This window comes from Legionella sp. 227, assembly GCF_043161935.1.
Classification (GTDB): Bacteria; Pseudomonadota; Gammaproteobacteria; order Legionellales; family Legionellaceae; genus Legionella; species Legionella sheltonii.
The window spans coordinates 1,775,548-1,800,971 of sequence record NZ_CP171154.1; the positions used below are offsets into that span (position 1 = coordinate 1,775,548).

Sequence of the window (25,424 nt, forward strand, 5' to 3'; positions counted from 1 at the left end):
GCTATTAGATCTCACATTCTACCATAGTAAAACACGAGAGCTTTTCGGTAATTTTTTGAATGATTTTCGATCTTATTTCTTTTTCTCTTACAAACATATGTCCGCTATCAAATTGTTGAAATTCACAGGGTTTCAAAAAGTGATTGCTCCATCCAAAATGATCTTCGGGAGCGACCCATGCATCGTGTGTCCCTAAAAATACAGTGGCATCCAATTTTAAAGGTAATTCATCGCGATAAGCATAACTTTTTACAATGTTCATATCACCAATAAAAATGGGTAATAATACCTTAATAATGCTTTTGTTCATTCGCTCGTCACTGTAATCAACAATACCATTTTCTTGAAACACGCTGGATAAAGTCGTTAATTGTTGGTCGTCTAATTCACCTATTCGTTCTGAATTTAAATCAAATAAATTGATATTCAAGTGTTGTAGTTTTGCCAGCAGATTATTCAAACTTTTGGATGGGACCCGGGGATCAGGATAAGCTGATGCAAAAAGATGGACAGGGGTGGCGAGATGATGACAACGCAAATAACGAGTGAGCTCAAATCCAATCAGTGAACCAAAACTATGGCCGAAAAAGGCAAAAGGTAAATCAAATTGAGGGGCCAGTTGATGGGCCAACAAAGAAATCAGGTTATCAAGATTATCGAGCGGTTGTTCTTCCATCCGATTTTCTCTACCTGGCAATTGTACCGGGCATACTTCAATAAAATCGGGGAACTCCTGCTGCCATTCACGATAAATGGAGGCACCACCACCGCCATAGGGAAAACAAAACAAGCGAATTTGAGCATTTTCTTGTATTTTTCGATTGGCAATCCACAGATTATCTAAACGGTTTTGTGGTGTAGGCTCTTGTTTCGGGCCTAGCCATTGGCTTGATAACACATACTCAGCAATCTCATGAATGGATGGCCCCTGCATCATTAGCGGTACAGAATAAGTCACGTTCAAATTGGTTTCTATGATTCGGATAACCGCTAAGGCCATTAGCGAATCCATCCCTAATTCATGCAAGGATTGAAAGGGGCTGATGTCCTGTTGTGGCATCGAAAAAATCATCGCGAATTGCTTAGTCAAATAATGAATCAATTGATGTTTACATGTTTCATAAGGCAATGATAAATCGAGTTGGAATTGGGATTGAATCTCCATAATTTGATCAATTTGCAGGGTATCGTTGAGTAGGGTCATGCGTAGATCATGGCATTGAGCGATTACACTATAATTTTTATCCAACAAGTACCAGTCAGCAATGATATGCTTCCCTTCTGGATGGAGTTCTTTTAATACGGTATGTATGTATCGTTGGTCTTCTGCTGAGCCATGAAATTCTATAGTGCCCATATGTGATGCAATATAGGGTTTAGACAATTGTTCTGGCAATAATAAAAAGAGTGTTTGAATGCAGGCATCGATAATACCTGGATGCATTTGAGTTATAAATTGTCTTCCACGTTCTGCAGCTTTAGGTTCGCGTAGTATACAAAATAATTCATTGTTATTTACCCAATATTGATGTGCCCAACGAATGGTGTCACCAGCGGGCATCCCCATCCCTGTGATGCGGTTGTAAAAGGTTTCCATAGTTCCCGACGCTGGAAGTCGTTGCATTAGCTCGTGCTTGCTCTTTTCGAGTGCGTTGCGAGTAGGAGCATGAAGAGTTAACGTTCCAGTTGCATGTTCTATCCAATGTTCCTTGCCATCACTGCTGAAAAAACGAAAGGATAATGCATCTTTCTCATCATTTTCGATGATTAAGTGGACCAAGACGGTTTTTCCATCAAGAACTAATATAGGGGATAAATAATTAAGATGATGTATGCTAAAGGAGCCCTTTGGTTGTAATTGCTCGGAGGCATACGCTAACATTTCCAGATAATAGCCTGCATGCAACACATAAAAGGTATCCTGAACCTCGGGCATTGTTTTGGTATCAAAGACAAACTCAAATTGTCGCGCGGATAAAGGCGAAGGAAGCATTCTTCCTCGCATTGGATGGCTGGTATTGCCATGTCCGCTTGTTGAGTTTTGCTCAAAAGTTGGCCAATGAGTTTTGCGTTGCCATGGATAAAACGGCATATCCAAAGGCATATAAGTTCGTTCTGCTTCAAATTTTTTCCAATCAATCTGCGCTTGGTTTACATAGTTTTTGGCTAAAAGCGGTAAGTCTATAGTTGTAAACTCGGCTATTTGCAGCGGGCTGTTGGTTTTCTTTAATTCATGATTGATAAATATCTGTTTATTTTTAGTGTGAGGATCAGCACGTAAAATCTCCAGTTTTTGATAAAGATCCGCAATTGAAGTGCTAATTATGGCCAGACGATGTAGGTAATGAGAGCGTTTGATATGGAGGTTATAGCAGAGTTGCGCCAGGTTCGTTTCTGGATTGTATTTCAAAAAATTACACCAAAGCTCAATCAAAGCAGATAATGCAGCGGGTTCTTTTGCCGAAATGGTAAATAATTCTTTATCTCGACAGAGGGCCTGTGTGCAGACAGGTTGCTCATTTACAGAATGTTCTTGGAGTACAATATGGGCATTGGCACCTCCAAAACCAAAACCACTCACGCCAGCAATGCACGTATCGCCATATCGAGGTAATTGTTCTGTTTGATGTGGGATACGCAAAGAATAACGATCAAAAGGGATATGTGGGTTTGCCTGTGCAAAATTAAGATGAGGAGGAAGCAAGCCTTTTTTTAAAGCTAAAGCCACCTTAATCACACTGATAATACCTGCTGCAGGTTCCAGATGGCCTAGATTGGTTTTGACTGAGCTAATCCAGCAGGGTTTTTCAGGGTCGCGATTTTTGCCAATTACCTCTCCCAAAGCGTGCACTTCAATAGGATCTCCTAAAAAGGTTCCTGTTCCATGGCATTCGATATAGGCAATGTGTGCAGGGTCTGTTTTGGCTGCTCGATATGCGGAACGCAATAATTGTTCTTGTTGCAAACCGTTGGGGGCGGTTAAACCATTTGTTTTGCCATCTTGGTTGATTGCCCCACCGGTGATCACGGCATAGATTTTGTCTTTATCCTTTAATGCTTTGGAAAGTGGTTTTAGCACAATGGATCCGGCTCCTTCTCCTTGCACATAACCATCTGCTTTGGCATCAAAAGTATGGCACTGTCCAGTAGGCGAAAGCATTGTTGCTTTAGCTAAAACGGAGTGAATGGAGGGTAATAAATTGATATTCACTGCACTGACTAGGGCGGTATCACATAATTTTGCATGTAAGTTGAGGCATGCTAATTGAATAGCAATCAGTGAAGAAGAGCACGCAGTATCTAATACTAGGCTAGGCCCCCGCAAATCGAATAAATACGATAAGCGATTGGCTGCCATACTGATGGCACTTCCTGTAGGAATAAACAAAGCATCCATATCTGAGTCCAGCTTTTGTAGATGACTGAACTGGCTTGCGTATAAGCTGGAAAAAACCCCCATATTGGAGCCAGCTAAGGTTTCAACAGTTAAACCAGCGTCTTCAAGGGATTCATACGCGACCTCCATTAAAATACGTTGTTGGGGATCCATGCGCATGGCTTCGCGAGGGCTAATGCCAAAAAAATATGCATCAAAGGCCTCAATCTGCTGTAAGTAGCCACCCCAATAAGGTAAATTGGCATCACGTTGTTCGGATTCTCGTGTTCCTTTTAGCAGTTCCCAACGTTCATCGGGGATTGGGGAAATGACATTTTTACCTTGGCATAATAATTCCCAAAATTCTTGCGGGTTATTTGCTGCGGGTAAACGACAGCTCATCCCTATAATTGCAACGGGATCAAATGATTTTTCATTTTGTTCCTGCAAAAGCCTTTTTAGCTTTTGAATCATTAACAATGATTTTTTTAAAGTAGTGGTATCATTCATAGGCCAGCTCGAGCTCTTTTAATTCCAATTCAAGTAGTTCATTGAGTTGTGCATTGTTTAAGTGATCCAAATCAATAGTTCCTTCTGCGCTAAAAAGTGGTGCAGGACTGGACTCGGAGTTCACTTGCACTCGTTGCACGATGTAATTCGTCAATTGATTTAGGGTGGGGTAGCGGTATAAATCCATTGGAGCGACCACATCGGGAAAATGTTTCCCCAGTTCTTCGGTATAATCGATGCCGGTAATGGAGTCCATCCCGTATTGCTGGAAAGGGGTTTCCCGGTCAATTTCAGCTACTTCTAACCCTAATACGCTAGCAAAGAGATTCAGAACTAATGCAGTAATTTCTTCGGAGTTTAATGAAGAAACGACCGGTGTGGATGGGCTTGCAGCATACTCAGCAACAAAATGTTTAAAGAAATCCAGTTGTTTGGCTGTGGGATTAACTTGTAAGAATTTCTTCCATTGAATCTGACACACCGTAATTTCAGCAAGATTAAGCCTGAGAAGGGTCTGAAATAGGGCGACTCCATCCTTAACAGTTAGCGACGCCATGCCTACAGCATCTAAAAATGCATCATGATTATGTCGGTGACTCATTCCTTTTTCCGACCAAGCGACCCAGTTAATGCTGGATGCAGGTAATTGCATACTACGACGATATAAAGCAAGACCACTCATAAATTCATTGGCTACGGCATAGGCACTAAGCCCAGCCATACCAAAATGGGGCACTGCAGCAATGGAAGAAAACAACACGAAGCACGACAATCGGGCCTGCAAAAAGAGTTCATGCAACACCAATGAGCCTTGTATTTTGACGCGTAATACATTGTTCCATAATGCTTCATCCATATCGGCAATCGTGACATTATCCGTAGTGATTCCAGCCAAATGAAAAACGCCATCAATGGGCAGCTGCCATGCTTTTTCAGCATCCATAATCACCTTTTGCATTTGTTCTTTGTCAGCCACATCGACTGCCGCGTAGCGAACCTGTGCCCCTCGAGCCTCTAATTGTTTGAGCCAGGTATTTTTTTCTGCAGTTTGAGCAGACAATTCAGTTGTTCCGGTAAGCAAGATAAAACGTGTCCCTTGGGCTAGAATAGATTCTGCTATTTCATAACCTAACGCACCTAAGCCACCAGTAATTAATGCAGCAACAGGAGTCGTGTAAGAGGGAACCGGCTCATGATTTTGTGGCATCTCATAAGGCATGAAACGAATGGTGTAGCGTTGTCCAGCACGATAGGCAACGTGATTTTGTTGCACTTGGTAATGAGCCAATTCTTGAGCTAGGATCTTAGCATTGTGTTCCATCCCCGCATCCCTCTCCAAATCAAGCAGCAAAGCCTGGTATTTTGCCTGTTCGGCGGCAAAAATGCGGGTCATGGACCAAAGATGATGTTGCCATATATTGATGCAGTCCTGGGGATTCACGTGTTGGGCTGATTGTGAGGCAAGACAAAACGTGAGTTGATGTTGCCAAGAATGCTTAATCATGGCTTGGAGCAGGTATAACACTGTTTGAGCAGTATCCCCCGCAGTATATGTTTCAGTAGGAGCTACTGCAGAACATACATAGATAACTCCGTGTAAATGTTCTTGATGCAATGCATGGATCGTAGCAAATAATTGTTCATAATCTGCTTTTTGCGATCCATTAATGGCGTATTCATCCTGATTAATTGCTGCACATTGGTTGCTTACAAAACAATAAATACCGCTTGCAAACTTTTGCCTCAATACTGGAATTGATTCGTGATCACAAAAAATCAGCCATTTCCCCTCATTTTTTGACAAGCCGGTCTGAGTGAGTTGAGGATTTTTCTCCCATTGAGTCATATAAAGCCAATCTTGGGCGTCAATCCCTTTTGTATTGCAGACTCCAGAAGGGATGCTTGGTTGCACACTGGCTAATTCTACGGGTTGTGTTTCTACTTCCTTAGTGGGTATCCAGCAGCGTCGTTTCGTAAAGGGATAGGTAGGTAGGGAGATAATGTTGGGGGATTGTTGTGTGTGTAATTGGTCCCAATCTATTTTTGCTCCGTTAACCCAATGTTGGACTAATTCTTCATAGTGGGCATTACTGATTAATTCTGCTAAATGAGCAGCAGGTTGGGGGTTACTTTGTGCATTAGGATTTATCCAGAACTGAGAACCACTACCCTGAGGATAATTCGTCAAGGCCGTAAGCAGCTCGTCTTTGCTCGTGACGATCACTGCGAATCGTGCCGTCATATGCTCTCGTCCAGTTTGCAAAGTAAAGCATGCATCCCTGAGCCATTCTTTATTTTCTGTATGGCTGTGTTGTAACAAATAGTGGTGCATTTGTTGTATTTTTGCTGCCAATCGCTCCTCATTTAATGCAGATAGTATGAAAATATACGGGCCATTTACGCTATTCTGTTGTGTTCTTGGTGGTCGGTATTCTTCAATTATCATATGTATATTCGCGCCACCCGCACCAAAAGAACTGACTCCGGCACGGCGTGGTAGATTAAGGTCAGGCTGCCAATCAGTCAGTTCTTGTTGTACATAAAAAGGTGAGTTTTGAAAGTCAATAAAGGGGTTCAATTGGGCACTATGCAGTGTAGGTACTAATTTTTGGTGGCGCATTTGTAAAAGGACCTTGGCCAATTGTGATACGCCGGCAGCAGACTCTAGATGTCCAATATTGGATTTGACTGAGCCTATCGCACAAAACTGCCTGTCTTCCGTAAAATGTTCAAAGGCATCTTGAAGACCACGAATTTCTATAGGGTCTCCCAGGGCCGTTCCTGTACCATGTGCTTCGATATAGGATACCGTTCGAGCATCAACCTGTGCCTTCTTTAATGCTTGGAGAATTACTGCTGCTTGGGCATTGGGATTAGGAACAGTATAACCGCTGGTTTTACCCCCATGATTCATACTACTTCCTTTAATGATCCCATAAATCATATCGTTATCGGCAATTGCATCAGCCAAAGGTTTCAGTAAAACAGAGCCAACACCTTCTGCGGGCACATATCCGGTTCCTCCTTCAGCAAAACTCGCGCAACGTCCATGTTCCGACATAAAATTAAAACTACCTAGGAAGTGGTATTTACTCGGATGTAAAGACAAATTGACGCCACCGGCAATCGCCATTTTACAATCACCTCGTAACAAGCTCTCGCACGCTAAATGGATTGCTGCCAAGGAGGATGAACAAGCTGTATCGACCACAAAGCTTGGACCGTTAACATCAAGAAAGTAGGAAATTCGGTTGGCTACGGAGAACGATTGGATATCCAGTGGCACACGATTTCCTTTCTGCCACTCCTCGGCAATAAACAGTGGGTAAAAATTATAAGTCACGCCAGCAAATACACCGACCGAATTGTTTGCTTTACGCTTTAATTTGTCACGCGTATAACCTGCATCTTCTAAAGTAGACCACACAGACTGCATGAATAAACGCTCTTGTGGATCCATAAGTCCAGCATCGCGGGGGGAGATATTAAAAAATAAGGGGTCAAATTTATCGACATCAGGTATAAAGCCTCCATGCGGGAAATAATGTTCCTCACCTCCGATCACTACCGGGTACTCTTTATAATTCCAGCGATCAGCAGGCACCTCGCCCACACAATCACGTCCTGTGCTTAAGTTATGCCAAAACTCATCCATGGAGTTGGCCATTGGGAAGGTTCCGTTTAAGCCAATAATTGCAATGTCTTGGGATGATTGGCTTGGGTGTTCACGAGTCACTGTAATGGGTTGCGCAGTTTCTATTTCCTGCGGGATTACTGCGGGTACCGCATGGAGTGCAGACACGAGACCCGACAATTTTTCTTTATGATTTTTGATGAAAAATTTGGCTAAATCATTTAATCGATTGCGTTCATAGAGTAATGTCTTGGGTAAGGTGCCGAAGTCTTTCTCCAAGCGATTGGTAATTTCCAAGCCAATTATTGAGTCAACACCATAAACCTCATAGGTTTCATCCACTTGAATGCATTCAGGCATGGTACTTAATTTTTCTGCAAAGATATGCTGTAAATAGGTTAATACCTGGTTGGAAAGATCCATTTCTACGGGGATGGCTTGTTTGACTACCGGTGCGAGGATTGTGGGGGCTCGTGTGGCATTTGATTCCTGGTCATACCAATAGCGTTGCTTGATGAATGGATAAGCAGGCAAAGTACCTAATCGCGATATTTTTTCGCCATAATAAACTTGTTGCCAGTCAATAACATAATGTTTCGTATAGAGATCAGCTAAGATAAATAATTTGTGGCGATACTGGTCTGGGTTGTCTGGCTGGTGCAACGCCTTAATTGCTGCTTGATATACTTCATCGAATACTGGTCCCTGAATTGTCAAGGTTTGACCTTCATTTAACATGCAATATTCTGGAGTTTCATGTTGGATTAACAAGGTCAAGGCGTGGAGTAATGCCTCAATAGAGTCTACTACCAGAGCACAACGGTACACAAAATGAGCACGACCTGCATTCAGTGTATAACTTAGGGATGGTAAGAAAACCGTTTCTTTATTTTGGTTCAGCCATTGGTAGAGATCCTCTATTTTTTGTTGCAAACTCTCTTGGTGTTTGGCTGAAAGTGCAATTAAATAATAGGGTTTTGTTTGATGGCGCTCAACGATGGTCTGGTGGGGCCGACCTTCTTCAAGAACAATATGTGCATTGGTGCCACCAAAGCCAAAAGAGCTAACGCCTGCACGCAATGGAATATCATCTCCTGTTTTATTTTTGATGCGTCGCCAGGTTTGTGTCTCTTTAGCAATGTAGAAGGGGGTATTGGCCAAATTGATGTAAGGATTTAATTCATTTAAATGCAAAATACCGGGTAGGGTTTCATGGGTCATGGCCATAATCAACTTGATGACTCCCGCTATGCCTGAGGCGGGTTCTAAATGGCCGATATTGGTTTTTACAGAACCTAAAGCAATTGAGTTTGGTTTGATTTCAGATGTAAGTAGGGTGGTAAACGCATGTTTTAATCCCTCGATCTCTACAGGATCACCTAAAGCGGTGCCTGTCCCATGAGTTTCAATGTAGGTCACCGTGTCTGGATTGAAATTGGCTTGTGTGTAAGCACGAATCAATAGTTCACTTTGTGCGGCAGCATTGGGTGCCGTCAGAGATTGCGCTTTGCCGCCATGGTTTACTGCCGAGCCTTTAATGACCCCATAGATATGATCTCCATCGTGTTGTGCTTGCTTCAAAGGTTTCAGTAACAGGCCGGCTACGCCTTCGCCTTTGACATAGCCATTTGCCGCCTTATCAAAAGTCTTGCATCGTCCATCTGCAGATAAGGCACCTAATTGGCTGGTAACTACCAGGGTATCTGGGCTTAATATAAGGCTTACGCCACCAGCAATTGCCATATCACATTCACCATGGCGAATGGCTTGTACCGCGCGATGTATTGCAACCAGCGCGCTGGAACACGCCGTATCAATGGACTCACTTGGACCTTGGAAATTAAAAAAGTAAGAAACACGATTGGCGATCATGCTATGCGAGTTGCCTGTAGCGATAAATCCATGATGTTCTTTTTGTTGTTTGGCAATTAACGTTTGATATTCACTAAACTCAACTCCGGCAAAAACCCCAATGTTCTGTGAGGATAATGCAAAGGGATCATAGCCTGCGTCTTCAATGACTTTCCATGCGATTTCCAAAAAGAGGCGTTGTTGTGGATCCATAAGATTTGCTTCGCGGGCTGAAATATTAAAGAAGCCAGCATCGAATTGATCGAAATTGTTGATAAAAGCACCCCATTTGGAGTTACTTTGATTGGCTTCAATGCCGTAATGATCTCGCCAGTCCCAGCGTTCTGCAGGGATCTCCGTTACTAAATCATGGCCCTCAACCAAATGTTGCCAAAATGAGGTAAGGTCATCTGCTTGAGGGAAAATTCCTTGCATCCCAATAATCGCAATCGAATCCGCCTCATCAGTTACTATCCGTCTGGATTTTACTGGATGAGTATTTACGCGCAGTTGGGCCACCTCATGGTGTGTCGGTGCCACTGCCTCTGGAAATTGATTGATAAGATATTGGCTGATTGATGATATGCTGCTGTGCGTAAAGAAAACCGCAGGTGTGAATTCTATTGCGTAATGTTCCGTAATCTTTTTGGCCAATTCAATAAAATGCACCGAATCCATCCCGTATTCCCCCAGATTTTTTTCTATGGCAATTCGGTGTTGCGTCAATTTCAATATTTGCGTTACTTCTCGCATCAGAAAAGAGTTTACTTTCTCGGCAAGGCCATTTGGGGTTAATGTCCGACTGATTGGCTTTTCTTGAGCAGAAGCACGTTGTTCCTCATCAGAGTACCAATAACGTTCTTTGGCAAAAGGATAGGTGGGCAAGGATAGTTTTTTCCTGGATTCACCTGTATGGATTTGCTGCCAATCCAGATTTTGGCCTTCCACATAAAATTTTGCCAGTGTCAGCAAAGTCTCTTGATATTGAGTGGCTTGTGACAATTGCTGCATTACTAAAGGCAAAAGCGTTGTGTTGATAAGGCGGTTTTCAGAGGTATTGCCTGCATTTTGCTGTATCAACAAGTGAGCCGGATTTTTTCCTGCTTTAAATTGTTGAATTAAATCGCTCACCTCATCAAGCGAGCTTGCCACCATGGCACAACGATACTCAAAATGACTTCTGCCTGCATTTAAGGTGTAACTGACCTGTTCTAGCTGTGCTGATGGATTTTGCTCAAGCCATGCCAATAAATCATCGAGACGTTGATTTAAGGCGAATTCGGTTTTGGCCGATAGCGTGAGCAAATAATGTGATTTGTTTCTTGCCGGAGAAGAAAATACATCTGGTGCTTCAGACAAAATCAAATGGGCATTAGAACCTCCAGCACCAAAAGAGCTGATTCCCGCAATTCGCGGCATAGTGGGTATGGGTTGCTTCCACTCACTGACGGTTTGTTGCACCCTAAATGGGGTGAGCGACCAGTCGATGTTGGTATTTAAGGTGGTAGAGAAAAGCGAAGGGACTAGAGTACGGTTTTGTAGTTGCAAGACTACTTTGGTGACCGCAGCAATCCCTGCGGCAGACTCACAATGTCCGATATTCGATTTGACTGAACCAAGAGCACATTGGTGTTGCATGGATTGACCGAATACTTTATTTAATCCGGCAATTTCAATAGGGTCACCCAGCGAAGTTCCTGTGCCATGTGCTTCGATATAACTGACATGTGCTGGGTCAACCTGGGCTTGTTGGTAGGTTTCAGCAAGTAATTCGGCTTGAACATTTGGGTTGGGTACTGTGTAACCGTTGGTTTTACCACCATGATTAAGATGACTTCCCTTAATTACCGCGTAAATAAGGTCGCCATCTTCGAGTGCTTTATCTAGGGGTTTGAGTAATACTGCCCCCACGGCTTCGCCAGGAACATAACCATCGCCGCCTTCACCAAAGCTGCGGCAATGTCCGTCACTTGCTAAAAACTTTCCATGACTTAGCAAAAGGTATTTATTGGGATGCAGCGATAGATTCACGCCACCAGCAAGTGCCATCTCGCATTCGCCTTTATGAATGCTTTGACAGGCTAAATGGATGGCAGTAAGCGAAGAAGAACACATGGTATCCAGCGCGATACTCGGACCATGAAAATCAAAAAAATAAGAAACCCGATTAGCGATAGAAGCAAACACCGAATTCGTCGGGACAAACTGGCCGGAGGGTGATAATTCATGGCCAAACAACTGATATTGGCCATACATCACACCAACATAGACTCCAATTTTTCTCCTAACTAATGCTTCCCGACTATAGCCGGCATCTTCTATGGTTTTCCATGCGGTTTCTAAAAATAATCGTTCCTGTGGATCCATCAGGGCCGCTTCACGAGGGGAAATATTAAAAAAGAGGGGGTCAAATTGATCCACATCCTTTAAAAAACCACCCCATTTGCTGTACATTTTACCTTGGCACTCTTGATTGGCATCAAAATAATCTGCTAAAGCCCATCGATCCTGAGGAATTTCGGTAATACAGTCTTTTCCTGCATACAGATTGTGCCAAAATTCTGTTAAATCCTGCGCTTCGGGATAGCGTCCACTGATCCCAATAATGGCGATGTCTTGTGATTTTGAGATATTTTTCCTCGAACTAAGTCCTCTTGGCGCGGTCATTAAGCTTTGGGGCGCTGTGGTTGAGTTAAGCGATTCGCTCATTTCCGACCATTTCTGAGTTGATATGGGTGCTTGATTGGCAGTAAGTCCCTGTCCGTGCAAGGAGGGCAGAGGCGACTTAGATAAATGTTGAATTAATTCATGGGGATAATGCTCCATGAAGTACTCAGTTAAATCAGCCATGGTCTGGCATTCAAAAAATAAGGTTTTGGGTAATGCAGAGAACTCTTTGGCCAAGCGTTGATTGAGTTGAATAATCATTAAGGAGTCGATGCCGTAGTGTTCGAAAGGCGAATCTCTATCAATACGTTCTGGTGAGCACTTTAAGGTCTCAGCGAGTATGTTCTTTAAAAACGCTTCAGCTTGTTCACCTAAATTGGGCATTACGCCTTTGGAGGAAGTGATGGATTGCTTCACCAGTGAATTTTTTTGCAATGCATGCCTGAGTTTTTGCTGATAGCCCGGAAGAACAATAAAATGTGCACCAGAGTGCTGTAACGCGTGCTCGAAAGCGCTCAATCCCTGCTGAGTGGACAAACTCAGAATACCTAAAGTTTGCGCAAGCTCCTGTTGGTATTCGGGAGCGATCTGTAACCCCCCCTCTTCCCAAAGTGGCCAATTAATTGAAAGAGTATGCCCATTACAGTGCCCCTGAGCTCTTTGTTGCTCTCGTGCGTCGGCAAATTCATCAAGAAAACAATTCGCGTAGGCATAGTCACTTTGTCCTAAATTACCAAACACTGCTGCGGCGGATGAAAAGAGAATGAAAAAATCTAAAGGTTCTTTACGTGTTGCCGTATGCAAATTGCAGGCACCAAAAATTTTGGGGGCGACAACCTGTTCTATTTCAGGTAGTGTTTTATTGACAATCAATCCATCTTGAGTAAGTCCTGCGGCATGAATAATGCCATTTATTGCACCAAAGCGTTCTTTAATGATTTGAATCAGTGCTTGCACCTCCTCGTAGGATGATACATCTGCTGATACATAAGCTACCGAGGCGCCGTGCTGTTCCAGTTCTGCGATTCTTTTTTGATGTAGTTCAGACAGAGGGGAACGACCTGTTAATACCATTTGGGCTTGATAATGTTTGGCCAAATACGTAGCAAATAAATAGCCCAGCCCGCCCATGCCGCCAGTAATTAAATAAACACCGGATTTCTTGAGCATTGGCGCTGTATCTTTTAGTGTAGGCAGTGGGAGGTACTCTCTGATATAACGCTGATTCCGTTTATCATAGCGGACATAAATCTCATTTTGAGTTAATTCATTGGTCAGTAGGCTAAGATCATGTAATTCAATGAAGCGACACGAGATGTTGGATTGTTCTTGATGCACGCACTTTGCAAATCCATCCAATGCCCGGGAAAAAATGGAGGGATTGTTAATGATACCCACTAATTGTATGGGTTGTTTGGGTTTTAATTTACTGATTTGGTTTACTACAGCATGGACCAGATAATAAGTTTGCTCAATTCTTTCTTGAACTTCTGTCGTTGAAAGAGACTCACTATGGAATTCTTCCAGAGCAATAATAATACACTCGCTCAGTACATCGATGTTGATATTTAAATGAGAAGGTTCTTTTAGGAGCTGGTACGAGACCGTTCTACCTGGGAATTGGGTGCTTATTGCGAGCACAGATTGTTCGTTATGGCCTAAAATCAGAATGGAGTCTGGATGTTTTCGGGTTGCTCCTTGCGCAGCTTGGGGAATCCATTGATGGGTATAATATGCTACCGTGGCTGCAGGTTCATGCACTGGATATAAGGTAAATCCCGTAATGACTAATGAGAGTGCTCCTTCAGCATCTGTGACTTGAATATTAAATGTCGGCATATGCTGACTGTCTGCAGTCGAAATCAGGTTCGCATGGACATAACAGCGATTTGGCAGAGGCTTATAAATATCTATTTGCTCAATAGAAAAGGGTAGATAAAGCACTTCATGATTTTTAAGCAGTACCTGGGTAGTCTGTAAGATTCCATCAAATAAACAGGGATGTAGTACTAACTCATGATGTTGAGTCGCTAGGTTTTCAGGCAAAGCAATTTCTGCTAAAAGATGATGCTCATCAAAATGTATGCTTTGAATAACTTGAAAACTGGGGCCGTAGGTTATCCCTGCATGATTAAAATAGCTGTAAATGACTTTGGGATCTTGAGTGTAAGGCAATGTGGATTTTAATTCGTTTAGCTTAAGTAAGTAGAGCGGGGCATCGGAAGAATTATCTGTATAATGAATCATTCCACGCGCATAAGAAACTGTTTCGTCTTGGTTAGTAATGGAAAATGAGACAGTATCCATTTCCGGAAATAAAACGACATGCAGTGGAGTAGCCAAATCCGGATTTTTTATTGGTTTTTCCCAAATGACCTGGCTTAGACTCGTTACTTGCTGGTTTTTCGCCGCCATATTGGCGGCAATGCGAACCATTTCCAAACACACAGCACCGGGCAAGACTGGTTCTTTGTTAATCCTATGATCGCGCAAATAAAATTCATTTCCAGTGAATCGTTTACTAAAAGCAGACGAGGAGAAGGTAGAAATATTCTCATCAATCAATGTATGCAGGTGATGTACATTATTTTTGATGTCGACCCAATGCGATTCTTTGGCAAAAGGATAGCTAGGAAGCGAGACTTTTTCCTGATACTCACCATAGAGGGTGCGCCAATCAATGGATTTGCCTTGTAGGTAGTCATGGCGTAGTTGCTTTAAATCAGCAGGGTGATGATTTGTATTGGATAATTCGTAATCAAGTAAGTGCGCTTGGATGTCTTTGCTGGATAAAATAGACCTCAATTGTTTCTTTAATTCGGCAATTGTTTTCACCATCACGCAAAAACGTTTACTAAAATGTTGTCTTCCGGCATTTAAAGTATAACTGAGTGCTGCCAGAGTGGGTAAATTCTTTTGGCTCTCCAACCAGTTGAGTAGATCCATCATCCGTTGCTGCAATCCATTTAGAGTCATTGCTGATAAGCAAATAAGGTGTACAGGATGCTTAGGAGGTGAAACGGGTGTTCGTTCCGGAGGCTCTTCAAGAATGATATGCGCGTTTGCTCCCCCAAAACCAAAGGAGCTCACTCCCGCCCTTCTAGGTTTACCCGGGACTTTTGACCATTGAGTGGGTCTATCAACGAGATAAAATGGGCTGTTCTCAATTTCGATGTAAGGATTTAATTCATTTAAATGTAAATTAGCCGGTAGCTTTTCATGCTGCATGGCTAATAAAGTTTTTATAATCCCCGCGATTCCGGCTGCAGATTCCAAATGACCAATATGAGTTTTCACTGCGCCTAATCCACAATAGCGTTGTGGCAAAGAGTCAACGTTTTGCTCTAAGGCCAAGTATTGAAATGCTTTTTTTAAGCCGTTAATTTCAATGGGGTCACCTAGGGGGGTGCCGGTGCCATGGGTTTCAATGTACTGAATGCTGTCAATCGGTACTTGCGCCCGCTGGCACGCTGAAATAATGACTTCTGCTTGCGCATTGGGATTAGGGGCAGTGAGGGTATTCACATGCCCTCCATGATTCACCGCGGTGCCTTTAATTACTCCATAGATATGATCGCCATCTTGCAATGCCTGCGATAATTTTTTTAACAAAATGGCACCTGCCCCTTCGCCGCGCACATAACCATTGGCGTTTTTATCAAACGTTTTGCAACGTCCATCGTCACTTAGCATCCCCGCTTGCTGGGCTGCAATAAATGAGGTAGGGGTAATTAACGTATTCACTCCTCCGGCAATTGCCAGCTCACAATCGCCTTGCAAAATAGCATGCACTGCCTGGTGAATGGCTACTAAGGAGCTGGAACATGCGGTATCAATTGCCTCACTGGGTCCGCGTAAATTTAAAATGTAGGAAATACGATTCGCAATCATACTGTGCATCGTACCGGTAGTCAGATAGGCATCCATAACCTCATTTTTTTGCAATAACTCAGCATAATCATGATTAAATACCCCTACAAATAATCCTGTTTTCAATACCCCAAGGGATGAAGGAGTATATCCAGCGTCTTCAATGGTTTTCCAAGCGATCTGCAAAAATAATCGTTGTTGCGGATCAATAAGTTCTGCTTCATGAGGTGAAATATTAAAAAATGCCGCATCAAATTGATCCACCTGTTCAATAAAACCACCCCACCTCACGGTTAAATCACGCCAGTTCCAGCGAGATAAAGGGACTTCACTGATGCAATCTTTCCCTTGACATAAATTATCCCAAAAGGTATCCACATCAGGTGCTTGTGGAAAAATACCGCTCATTCCTATGATGGCGATGTCGTTTTGGGTCAGATTGCTATTGCTGGGTTGCTGTTCTTCTTCAGGATCCACCACAACCGTTTTTGCTGCTAATAATTCGGTATAAAACTCTGCTAAAGTGGCGTATTCATACAAAGCTGCAGGAGATATAGCGAGTTGATAGGTTTCATTAAGAACACTGGTAAGCTGAATGATATTAATCGAGTCAAAGGAATAATGGCTTAATGGCGCATGCAAGTCGATTTCTTGCGCCTCTTTGTTTAATACTTTAGCGATCAGCGTGATGAATAGGTTTTTACTATGCTCTTCAGTTTGCTTGGTTGGGGCCTTTATGGGCTCGTTTTGTATTAATACCGCAAGACTTTGTTCATTAAAGAGTAATTGGGCTTTCTTTCGTTGTAATTTGCCACTCCCAGTTTTGGGAATTGCCCCCTTAGGGCTTAAAAGGACTTCATGAACATCCAGCCCATGATGTTTGGTGATCGCATGACGAATTGTGTTTTTGATCTCAGGATAGAGCGACTTATATGTCTGTTCCGACAATTCCTGAACAACGATAATTTTTTCTTTACCCTTAATTTCTGTAGAAAAGACCACTTGGGGGAGTTTGATCTGGAATGGGGCTAGTGCATTGGCGACGGTAGCCTCTATGTCAAGCGGATAATATTTTTTGCCATAAACGACGATGACTTCTTTTAACCGTCCAGTTAAATAAATTTCATCGTCGAAGATAAATCCCAAATCTCCGGTTTTAAAGTAGTGTAAATCACCGCCAGAGACTGTCGCATGAAATACCTCTTGTGTTTCCTCAGGACGTCGCCAATAGCCTTGAGCCAGCGATTTGCCTGATAACCAGATTTCACCGGTTTCTCCGTAAGCAACAGGCTGTTTCGTTTGAGGGTCAACGACAATGGCCTGCAGTCCTGGCAAGAGTTTGCCGCTACTGACCAATTGTCGCTGTGCATGCTCTTGCAGTGGTAACGAGCGGGGTTCACAACCAAAAGACGTTACGGCAATTGCTCCCGATAATTCGGACATCCCATATGCTGAACAGAATTGTTTTAACTCAAAACCACATACTTTGAATTTTGCGGCGAAACGAGTAAGGGTTTGATATTGAACCATATCGCCACCATTAATTGCTACGCTCCAATGCTTTAAATTAAGCGAGGCAAGCTCTTCATCCTGAATGTCACGCACGCAAATATCATAACCAAAATTAGGGCAACCGCTATGGGTGACACGGTAGGTTGAAATGGCGGATAACCAGGTAATCGGCTTATTAATAAAGGCTGCTGGCGGCATAATAATTGCCAATGTGCCATGATATAGAGGTACTAGGATCCCACATACCAATCCGTAAACATGGGTATGGGGAGCCCAGGTTAAAGTGATACTTTTCTTGGTGTAATGCCAAACTTTAAGGGTTTCTTGCAAACTATGTTGTAAATTGCCATGGGTGATTATTGCTGCTTTGGGGGTAGAGGTTGACCCTGATGTATATTGTAAATAGGCGACGGTATCCTCAGTGAGATGAATGGCTTGATAATCGTTAGCCGGTTTGTTTTTTAGCCTATCCGTGGCAAATACAGGTACTTTTTTCTTTAGAGTCGTCTCAATACTGGAACACAATTGATCCAAGGTTAAAACGGCAGCAATGTCCGCATCGTCGGCGATACTGTTCAGTAAAGCTTCGTGTTTGGCAAATTCATCGATTTTAGGGCAGGGTACTGGCACCGCAATGACACCTGCATACCAACATCCTATCAAACTGACTATAAATTCAATCCCTGTAGGGTAAAGAAGAACCACACGATTGCCCTTCATGTGTTGGGTTTGTAAATGGGAGGCAATAATTCTGGCTTGATGATCCAACGCGCCAAAAGTGAGACTTGCAGTCGGATGTTTTCCATCTTCTAAATAGAGAATTGCTTCAGATTGAGGATTTTTTTGAGCTCGCTTTTGTACTCGATTAATAATATTTTGCATACGCAACTTCCATTTGCTAAATCGATTATCTGAACTTGCATCATGCTATCAATACTCTTAGGTAATGTCATCTTTATATTGAGGGATAGTGTTGCGTCGAGACCCAACCTAATGCAGACAGGCTACGATTTGTTTTCAGAACTGATTGGATGCATTAGCTTCACCAATTCGTTAGTGCCTCGTAGGTATTTTGGGAATGCGTTTTTAAAAACTCAGAAAAATCTTTGACATCCAGCGGTTGACTGAAGTAATAACCTTGCATGATGTAACATCCATTTTCTTTTAAGAATTTAATTTGCTCTAGGGTTTCTACCCCTTCTGCCAAGCAATCAATATTCATCCTATGTGCCAAGGCAATGGTGTTGCTGACGATATTTCTACTATCAATACTCACGTCAATATCTTGAATAAATGTTTTATCAATTTTTATTTTATTGACTTTAAAGAGCTTAAGATTACCAAACTCTGAGTAGCCTGTACCAAAGTCATCAATGGCTAAGGAAATACCCATTTCTGTAAATTTATTAATAATTGGAATGGCTTCATTTTGAAATGCATTGGACTCCGTGAGCTCTAACTCAAGGTACTTGGGAGACAGTTTCTGATCCGCTAAAATTTGCGCAATATGCTCGACCAGATCGTGTTGCACCAACTGTTTCGCTGACAAATTAACGGACAGAATCAATTTAAACCCACTGTTATGCCATTTTTTCAATTGTTGGCAAGCAGTGCTTAATACCCATTCACCAATAGGAAGAATCATGCCGTTTGTTTCTGCTAAGGGGATAAACTCCATTGGGGAAAGCAACCCTAAAACGGGATTATTCCAGCGCACTAAGGCTTCTGCGCCACAAACAGTCCCGGTTCGTAAGTCAATGAATGGTTGGTAATTTAGAATTAACTCATTGTTTTCAATCGCCCGATAGAGTTGATTTTCAATGTTTAATTGTCTCGTAGCATCTGCAGTTATGATCGTATTATAAACACGGACACTATTGCCGCCGCGCTCTGAGGCAAGGGTGCGTGCCGCTTCTGCATGCGTAATCAGTGTGTCTACATCCCGGCCATCATCGGGAAATACACTGATACCAATACTTGCAGTTAAATTCAATTCTTGTTGCGCTACATAGACAGGATTATCTAAAACAATAAATAAATCCTGAGTACATTCTTCTATTTCCAGTATGTCGATGATTGGATCAATGAGAATAACAAATACATCTTTACGTAATAATGAAAAGAAATATTTACAGGACTTACGAAAAACCCCACCTATTAGGCCAATAGATCAAAGAAAAACAAGAGAATTCTCAAGGAGAGGATGTCGAAAAGATCATTTGCAATGTAGTTTTATTTATCTAAGATGGCGTATATTTTTTCCGACAGAGCGCAGCCATAGCCCGCCCAAGAAAGTCATTTGGCCGATTAGAATATTGCCAATATTTGCTAAGTAGCCAAGTCAATTATACGCTCACCAATTATGCGGAGCATGTATCTGATGTAAGCCATGATTTGGTAAAATTGTACCTAGAAAGAGAGCGATTAACAGCCAGTGACGTTTGGTTACAAGTTAAGGCTGAGCTTGTGGCAAGTGAGGAAGGATTTATTGTATTCGATGATACGGTTCTAGATAAAAGCCATTCCCGCCATATCGAATCAGTACGTTGGCAGTACAGTGGTAATGCCCATGGCGTTATTCGCGGAATAGGACTGGTTAACTGCATCTACGTTAACCCACAGACCGAGCAATTTTGGGTTATCGATTTTAGAATTTTTGACCCGGAAAAAGACGGGAAAGGTAAAGCAGACCATGTGAAAGACATGCTTAATAATATTGTTTACCACAAGAAATTACCGTTTAAAACGGTGTTAATGGATACCTGGTATGCTACCAGCACGCTGATGTTGTTTATCAATGATCATAACAAAATATTCTATTGCCCCATGAGAAAAAATCGATTAGCTAAACTCAAGGGGTCTGATGAAACCTACCAGCCATTGCGTAGCTTTGAATGGAGCGAAGATGAATTAAGACACGGCAAGCTCATTAGGCTTAAAGGGATGCCTGAGCATTTACAGATGAAGTTGTTTTCTGTTGCTATTTCTTCTAATAGAACAGATCTTATTGCTACTAATGATACGTCACAAACTTGCGCTAATGACACGAAGAAAATTTGTGCCATACGATGGTATGTGGAACAATTTCATCGCGAAGTGAAGCAGCTTACTGGTATTGATAAATGTCAGTGCCGCAAGCAACGCATACAACGAAATCACATCGCCTGCGCTATTTATGTCTGGGTTAATTTGAAAAAAATTGCTTACCAAACGGCACAAACTGTCTATCAAATAAAAAAAAACCTCTTAAAAAATTATCTTATCAATGAACTAAAAAATCCTTCTGTTTTAATGAGTTTTTCGTAAGTCCTGATTTAGTGTTTTTTTCTGCAAGTTGACTAAACCGTTGGGCAATACGATGAATAATGGTGGCTGATGCGTGATGGCCGATACTGTCATTAATTTTCATCATATTGTTTAATGAAAAGCAGGCAATGGCAAATTTATGATGATCTTTAACGGCTCGTTCGGCTACGTTATTTATGTGTTCATAAAGAAAACGTTCATTAGGTAAATCGGTTAATAAATCATGCGTTGCTTGGTAGGTCACTAATTTTAATGACTTTTCTAACGCTTCGGTGCGTTCTTTGACCCGTTGTTCCAAAAGAGCATTCAAGTTTTCCAGTTTATGGCTCAGTAAGGCATTTTCATAACCCAAACGAAATAATTTTAAAATGATTCTATTGCCTACAAAGCAGGCAATGAGCATAAAGATTCCAAGTATCACAAATGAGCCAGTAATGGACATACTGATATTACCCGCTTCAGAATGAAATGCACTAATGGTTATATAAGAATGATATAAAATTGTAGGGCTAAGCAAACAAACAATGCTGGCAATTCCCATGGTTAAATCAATTGCTGTCGAGAACGAAAAACAAATCAAAACGGCAGATAAAAAGATAATGGTGGTCATCTGTTGATGCATTCCATCATCCATAAACACAATGCCAATGCTGCTCCATATCAGACATATTAAAATGACGATGTAGAGAAAACCTTTTCGACACTTAAGAATTTCTTGACGGCTTATATGTTTGTATTCAAAGCGGAGAGCCCATAATACATTGAGTAAATTGGCAATCACCAAAAGAAGATACCAAGAAATGATCAATACAGGTTGGGTTGTATTATAGATGGCAAGAACATAAAGAAAGGCACCGCAAATATTGGCAAAAGCGCCAAGTTTAACCATGCTGTGAAATGATTTTGCGGTTTCAAAATCAATTTTCCGATTGATTTCATGTTGTTCGTCGGAAGTTAGTTGTGGTGCCTCGACAAATTTATGTGCATTGATGGGCTTCGACATATAAGCTCCTTGCTCTCTATAAAAGTGGTAGAGTCACTTTCCCATTCCTTATATAATATAGTATATGTATTATTTTGTTTAATTGCTTAAAATTATTCAAATTGTTAAAATATAAAGCATTACCTCCAGAACGCGTTGTTCTTGTATGCGTGCAGGAATTTTTTCCTGTTTTACGAGTTGGAATCGATTTTGTTCTACTAATTTTTTGATGTAGTCCGGATGATGACTGAAACGAGCACTTGTTTCAAGCGACCACGGATTCTCCAGGCTGATTTCCGTAGTAAAAATAAAATAGCCTTTCGATTTCAGATGTTGATGAATCGTATGAAATAGCGTATCGAGCTCACCAAAATAGGGTAGGACATCGGCGGCGATAATCAAATTATAGGTTGCCTTGTTTTGCTGTAGAAATTGATTGAGTTCCGCTTCTACCAAATTATCATAGATTTCCTTTGACTTAGCTTGGGCCAGCATTTTTTCAGAAATATCAACGCCGGTTAAGTGTTTACTCACTTCACGAAGAACAATCCCGGTTAAACCGGTTCCACAGCCTAAATCTAAGGTATGGGTGTTTGCAGGTAATTCTAATTGATGGATTACACGTGCTATGTGCTGTGGGATGGAGTAGTTTAACGTGCCTTTCATGTGTTGATCGTAATAAAGCGCGTAGTTATTAAATAAATTATGGGCATACTCAGGAGTCGTTGTTGCTTGTTTATTGCCGGTAAGAGCATAGAGCATATGGGCGCTTATTGTATCTTCGGGATTAATCTTCAGAGCACGTTCTAGATATTCTTTGGCTTTAACTTTTTGTTCCAATTTAAGATAAATCGCAGCCAGATTGTTGAGAGAGGAGGTATGAGTGCTATCTAACTCAAGTATGTGATCAAAAAGAATAATGGCTTCATTTAAATGGCCTAAAGCCATTTGTGCTACGCCGGAATTGTATAAATATTCAACATTATCCGGTTCTTTTTGCAGTAATACGTCATAATGCATCAGTGCATTCTCAAAACGGTCATGATGCATAAAGGTCGCAGCTAAGTTATTGCGTGCCTCGATGTTCTCATTGTCCAAGGCTAATGCCTTACTAAAATAATCAATTGCCAATTGGTTTTGCTGCCTTTTTAAAGCGATCACTCCTAAGTTGGACAGCGCTTCTATTTGCTTACTGTCTTGCTCTAAAACGTTTTGAAATGCTTCTTCTGCTTCGGCAAGCGCATTTTTTTCCAGATGTAAAACACCGAGATAAAACAAGGCTTCAGTATGAAAAGGATTTAAGGAGACTACATTATTAAATTGGGTTTTGGCTGCATCCAATTGATTATTTTGCAGCAATAATAAGCCTAAATTAAAATGTGCAGCACTAAAATCAGGTTCAGCATGAACTGCTCGGGTATAATGTAATAGCGCTTGAGGATAATTATGTTGTAATGCATAGACCGTGGCCAAGTTATTATGGGCTTGAGCATAATCCGGTTTCAGTTTTATGGCCTGTTGATAATATTCAATTGCCCTATCCAGGCGGTGTAGTTTTTTGTACGCGTTCGCTATGTTATTAAGCAAACTTGCATTCTCAGGATTTAACGAGAGTGCTTGTAACAGATAGAGAATGGCATTATCCATATCCCCTAACTGAGCATAAGTAAGCCCTAAAAAGTGTAACGTATTGAGATGCTTAGGTTCTTGTAACAGGATTTGTTCATAAAGGCTAATGGCTTGTGGCAAATGACCTTCATATTGGAACTTATATGCTTGCGCAAAGAGTGCATCAGTGTCCATCATCAATTCTTAATTAGAGTACGCAGTTGCTTTAATGCTTGTGCGCGGTGACTGATATTATTTTTAATTTTAGCAGGTAATTGAGCTACTGTGCATTGAAAGTCAGGAATATAAAAAATGGGATCATAACCAAATCCACTGTCGCCAACAGCGTGAGTGTGGATCATCCCTTTCCATAGTCCTGTGGCGATGATTGGTGTTGGATCATTGGCATGCTGAACTACTGCTATGGCACAATAAAACCAAGCTTCCCTCTGTTGTGAGGGAATATGAGCCATTTTTTCCAAGAGTAAATGGATGTTTTCCACATCAGTTGCATTATCGCCGGCATAGCGAGCAGAATAAATACCCGGTTCGCCATTTAATGCCGGTACCACTAAGCCCGAATCATCCGCTAAAGCAGGTTTCCCTGCATGAAAACTGGCATGACGTGCTTTAATTAGTGCATTTTCAATAAAGCTTAAGCCATTTTCTATGGCATCAGTAACACCTAAATCGGTTTGTGGGATACATTCTATTGGCGCTAATAAATCGCGTAATTCTTTAATTTTACCGGAATTGCTGGTAGCGAGAATAATTTCTTTCATAATTTAAGCCATAAAAAGTAGAGGAATATAGCCTGGGCGATGCACCGAGGGCATCTCCTCATCCTCTATTGTACTCGGGATGAAGGCGATTATATTGCTTCTCAACAGGCCTTTTAAACACTATTTTAAAAAGAAAGCGCAGTTTAACGTGGTGATTACAAAATAGAAATAAAATTTATCCTGATTCCTGTATGCAACCACTTAATTGCGATCAAATCTTTTCTTTATTTTAACCACTAGGCTGACCAAAAAATAAACTGTTTAAATAGCTTTGTAACAGACTTTAGGCTAAAATAAGATTTTTATTGGAGCACTGATGATGCCCATTACACATCTTTTATTGGCGCTTTTAGTCGTTTTGATTTGGGGGGTAAATTTTCTTTTTGTTTCCTTTGGACTGGAAGAAATTTCACCTCTGCTACTCTGCGCGCTACGTTTTTTATTTGCCAGCGTGCCGGCTGTTTTTTTTGTCAAAATACCTTATGCGTCATTTAAAGAGATTGTCTTATATGGCTTTGTCATGTTTGCCCTGCAATTCGCCTTCCTATTTATCGGTATGAATGTTGGTATGCCTGCTGGAATGGCGTCGTTACTCATGCAAACGCAGGTATTTTTTAGCATGTTTTTCGCAGTAATTTTTTTGGGCGAACAGCCAAATCTAGGCCAGATTGTAGGTGCTCTGGTTGCTTTTACGGGGATTGGTTTGGTTGCGATGCATTTTGACAGTGATATCTCTTTGCTTGGTTTTATTTTTATTCTTGCAGCTGCCGCAACATGGGGCTTAGGCAATCTGATCACCAAGAAAATTAAAGGCAGTAACAACAACATGATGGCAATTATTGTCTGGGGGAGTTTTGTTGCCTGCATCCCGATGTTTCTTTTTTCTTTGATATTTGAGGGCGCATCCAGTTTTGTTTATACCTACGAACACATCAGTTGGCGGGGTACATTATCATTGTTTTATATTGTTTTTGCTTCGACCTGGATAGGTTATGGGGTTTGGAACTGGCTCATTGCTCGTTATCCAGTGGGAATGGTCGCGCCCTTTACGTTATTGGTGCCGATTGTGGCAATGATTAGTTCGGTTTTCGTATTAGATGAACCGTTCCAACTGTGGAAGCTCGCTGCAGGATTGTTAGTGATTGGTGGCTTGTGCATCAATATTTTGGGCGCTCGTTTTTTTCCTGTAAAAACACAGTCAGAAGCAGCTTTAAGATAAAAAATTTAACGACCTTTATTTGACGTGCCGAAACAATTTGTGCCAGGTTGGTGAGCATATAAGCATGAGATCATGCTGTCCTAGCATACACACGTTTCGGATTCTTC

Annotated in this window: 8 protein-coding genes; 2 read left to right on the forward strand and 6 right to left on the reverse strand. The window is 41.7% G+C overall.

The annotated features are described in order from the left end of the window. Window positions 1-4: 4 nt before the first annotated feature. The 3 genes from ACF8MK_RS07650 to ACF8MK_RS07660 all read right to left on the reverse strand — a co-directional run bounded on the left by ACF8MK_RS07650 (window position 5) and on the right by ACF8MK_RS07660 (window position 19,587). Window positions 5-3,886, reverse strand: coding sequence for a beta-ketoacyl synthase N-terminal-like domain-containing protein (locus ACF8MK_RS07650; RefSeq protein ID WP_392538804.1), 3,882 nt, complete (start codon window positions 3,884-3,886; stop codon window positions 5-7). Further along, entirely contained in the window at window positions 3,879-18,302 is a 14,424-nt protein-coding gene (locus ACF8MK_RS07655; RefSeq protein ID WP_392538805.1) for an SDR family NAD(P)-dependent oxidoreductase, read from the reverse strand. The genes ACF8MK_RS07650 and ACF8MK_RS07655 overlap by 8 nt, the downstream gene beginning before the upstream one ends. A 160-nt stretch (window positions 18,303-18,462) precedes the next feature. Then, window positions 18,463-19,587, reverse strand: coding sequence for a putative bifunctional diguanylate cyclase/phosphodiesterase (locus ACF8MK_RS07660; RefSeq protein ID WP_392538933.1), 1,125 nt, complete (start codon window positions 19,585-19,587; stop codon window positions 18,463-18,465). 110 nt (window positions 19,588-19,697) lie between these two features. On the opposite strand from ACF8MK_RS07660, the gene ACF8MK_RS07665 reads away from it, so the two are divergent. Then, window positions 19,698-20,726, forward strand: a complete 1,029-nt coding sequence (locus tag ACF8MK_RS07665; protein WP_058478568.1) for a transposase — start codon at window positions 19,698-19,700, stop codon at window positions 20,724-20,726. Here ACF8MK_RS07665 and ACF8MK_RS07670 read toward each other — a convergent pair. From ACF8MK_RS07670 to rdgB, 3 genes are all read right to left on the reverse strand, one after another. Continuing rightward, window positions 20,683-21,729, reverse strand: a complete 1,047-nt coding sequence (locus tag ACF8MK_RS07670) for a GGDEF domain-containing protein (protein WP_392538806.1) — start codon at window positions 21,727-21,729, stop codon at window positions 20,683-20,685. The genes ACF8MK_RS07665 and ACF8MK_RS07670 overlap by 44 nt on opposite strands. A gap of 96 nt (window positions 21,730-21,825) precedes the next feature. Further along, window positions 21,826-23,511: a tetratricopeptide repeat protein gene (locus ACF8MK_RS07675; RefSeq protein ID WP_392538934.1), complete on the reverse strand. Its 1,686-nt coding sequence runs from the start codon at window positions 23,509-23,511 to the stop codon at window positions 21,826-21,828. A 2-nt stretch (window positions 23,512-23,513) separates the two neighbouring features. Continuing rightward, complete coding sequence (gene rdgB, locus ACF8MK_RS07680) at window positions 23,514-24,098, reverse strand: RdgB/HAM1 family non-canonical purine NTP pyrophosphatase (RefSeq protein WP_392538807.1); 585 nt, start codon at window positions 24,096-24,098, stop codon at window positions 23,514-23,516. Between the two features lie 319 nt (window positions 24,099-24,417). Here rdgB and ACF8MK_RS07685 point away from each other — a divergent pair, with 319 nt between their 5' ends. Next, window positions 24,418-25,317, forward strand: coding sequence for an EamA family transporter (locus ACF8MK_RS07685; protein ID WP_392538935.1), 900 nt, complete (start codon window positions 24,418-24,420; stop codon window positions 25,315-25,317). The last annotated feature ends 107 nt before the right edge of the window (window positions 25,318-25,424 follow it).

Bases quoted from the DNA above. Each gene is read 5' to 3' on its own strand.
- ACF8MK_RS07650 (WP_392538804.1), bottom strand. From the start codon at position 3,886: ATGAATGATACCACTACTTTAAAAAAATCATTGTTAATGATTCAAAAG.
- ACF8MK_RS07670 (WP_392538806.1), bottom strand. From the start codon at position 21,729: ATGTCGAAGCCCATCAATGCACATAAATTTGTCGAGGCACCACAACTA.
- ACF8MK_RS07685 (WP_392538935.1), top strand. From the start codon at position 24,418: ATGCCCATTACACATCTTTTATTGGCGCTTTTAGTCGTTTTGATTTGG.
- rdgB (WP_392538807.1), bottom strand. From the start codon at position 24,098: ATGAAAGAAATTATTCTCGCTACCAGCAATTCCGGTAAAATTAAAGAA.
- ACF8MK_RS07675 (WP_392538934.1), bottom strand. From the start codon at position 23,511: ATGGACACTGATGCACTCTTTGCGCAAGCATATAAGTTCCAATATGAA.
- ACF8MK_RS07655 (WP_392538805.1), bottom strand. From the start codon at position 18,302: ATGCAAAATATTATTAATCGAGTACAAAAGCGAGCTCAAAAAAATCCT.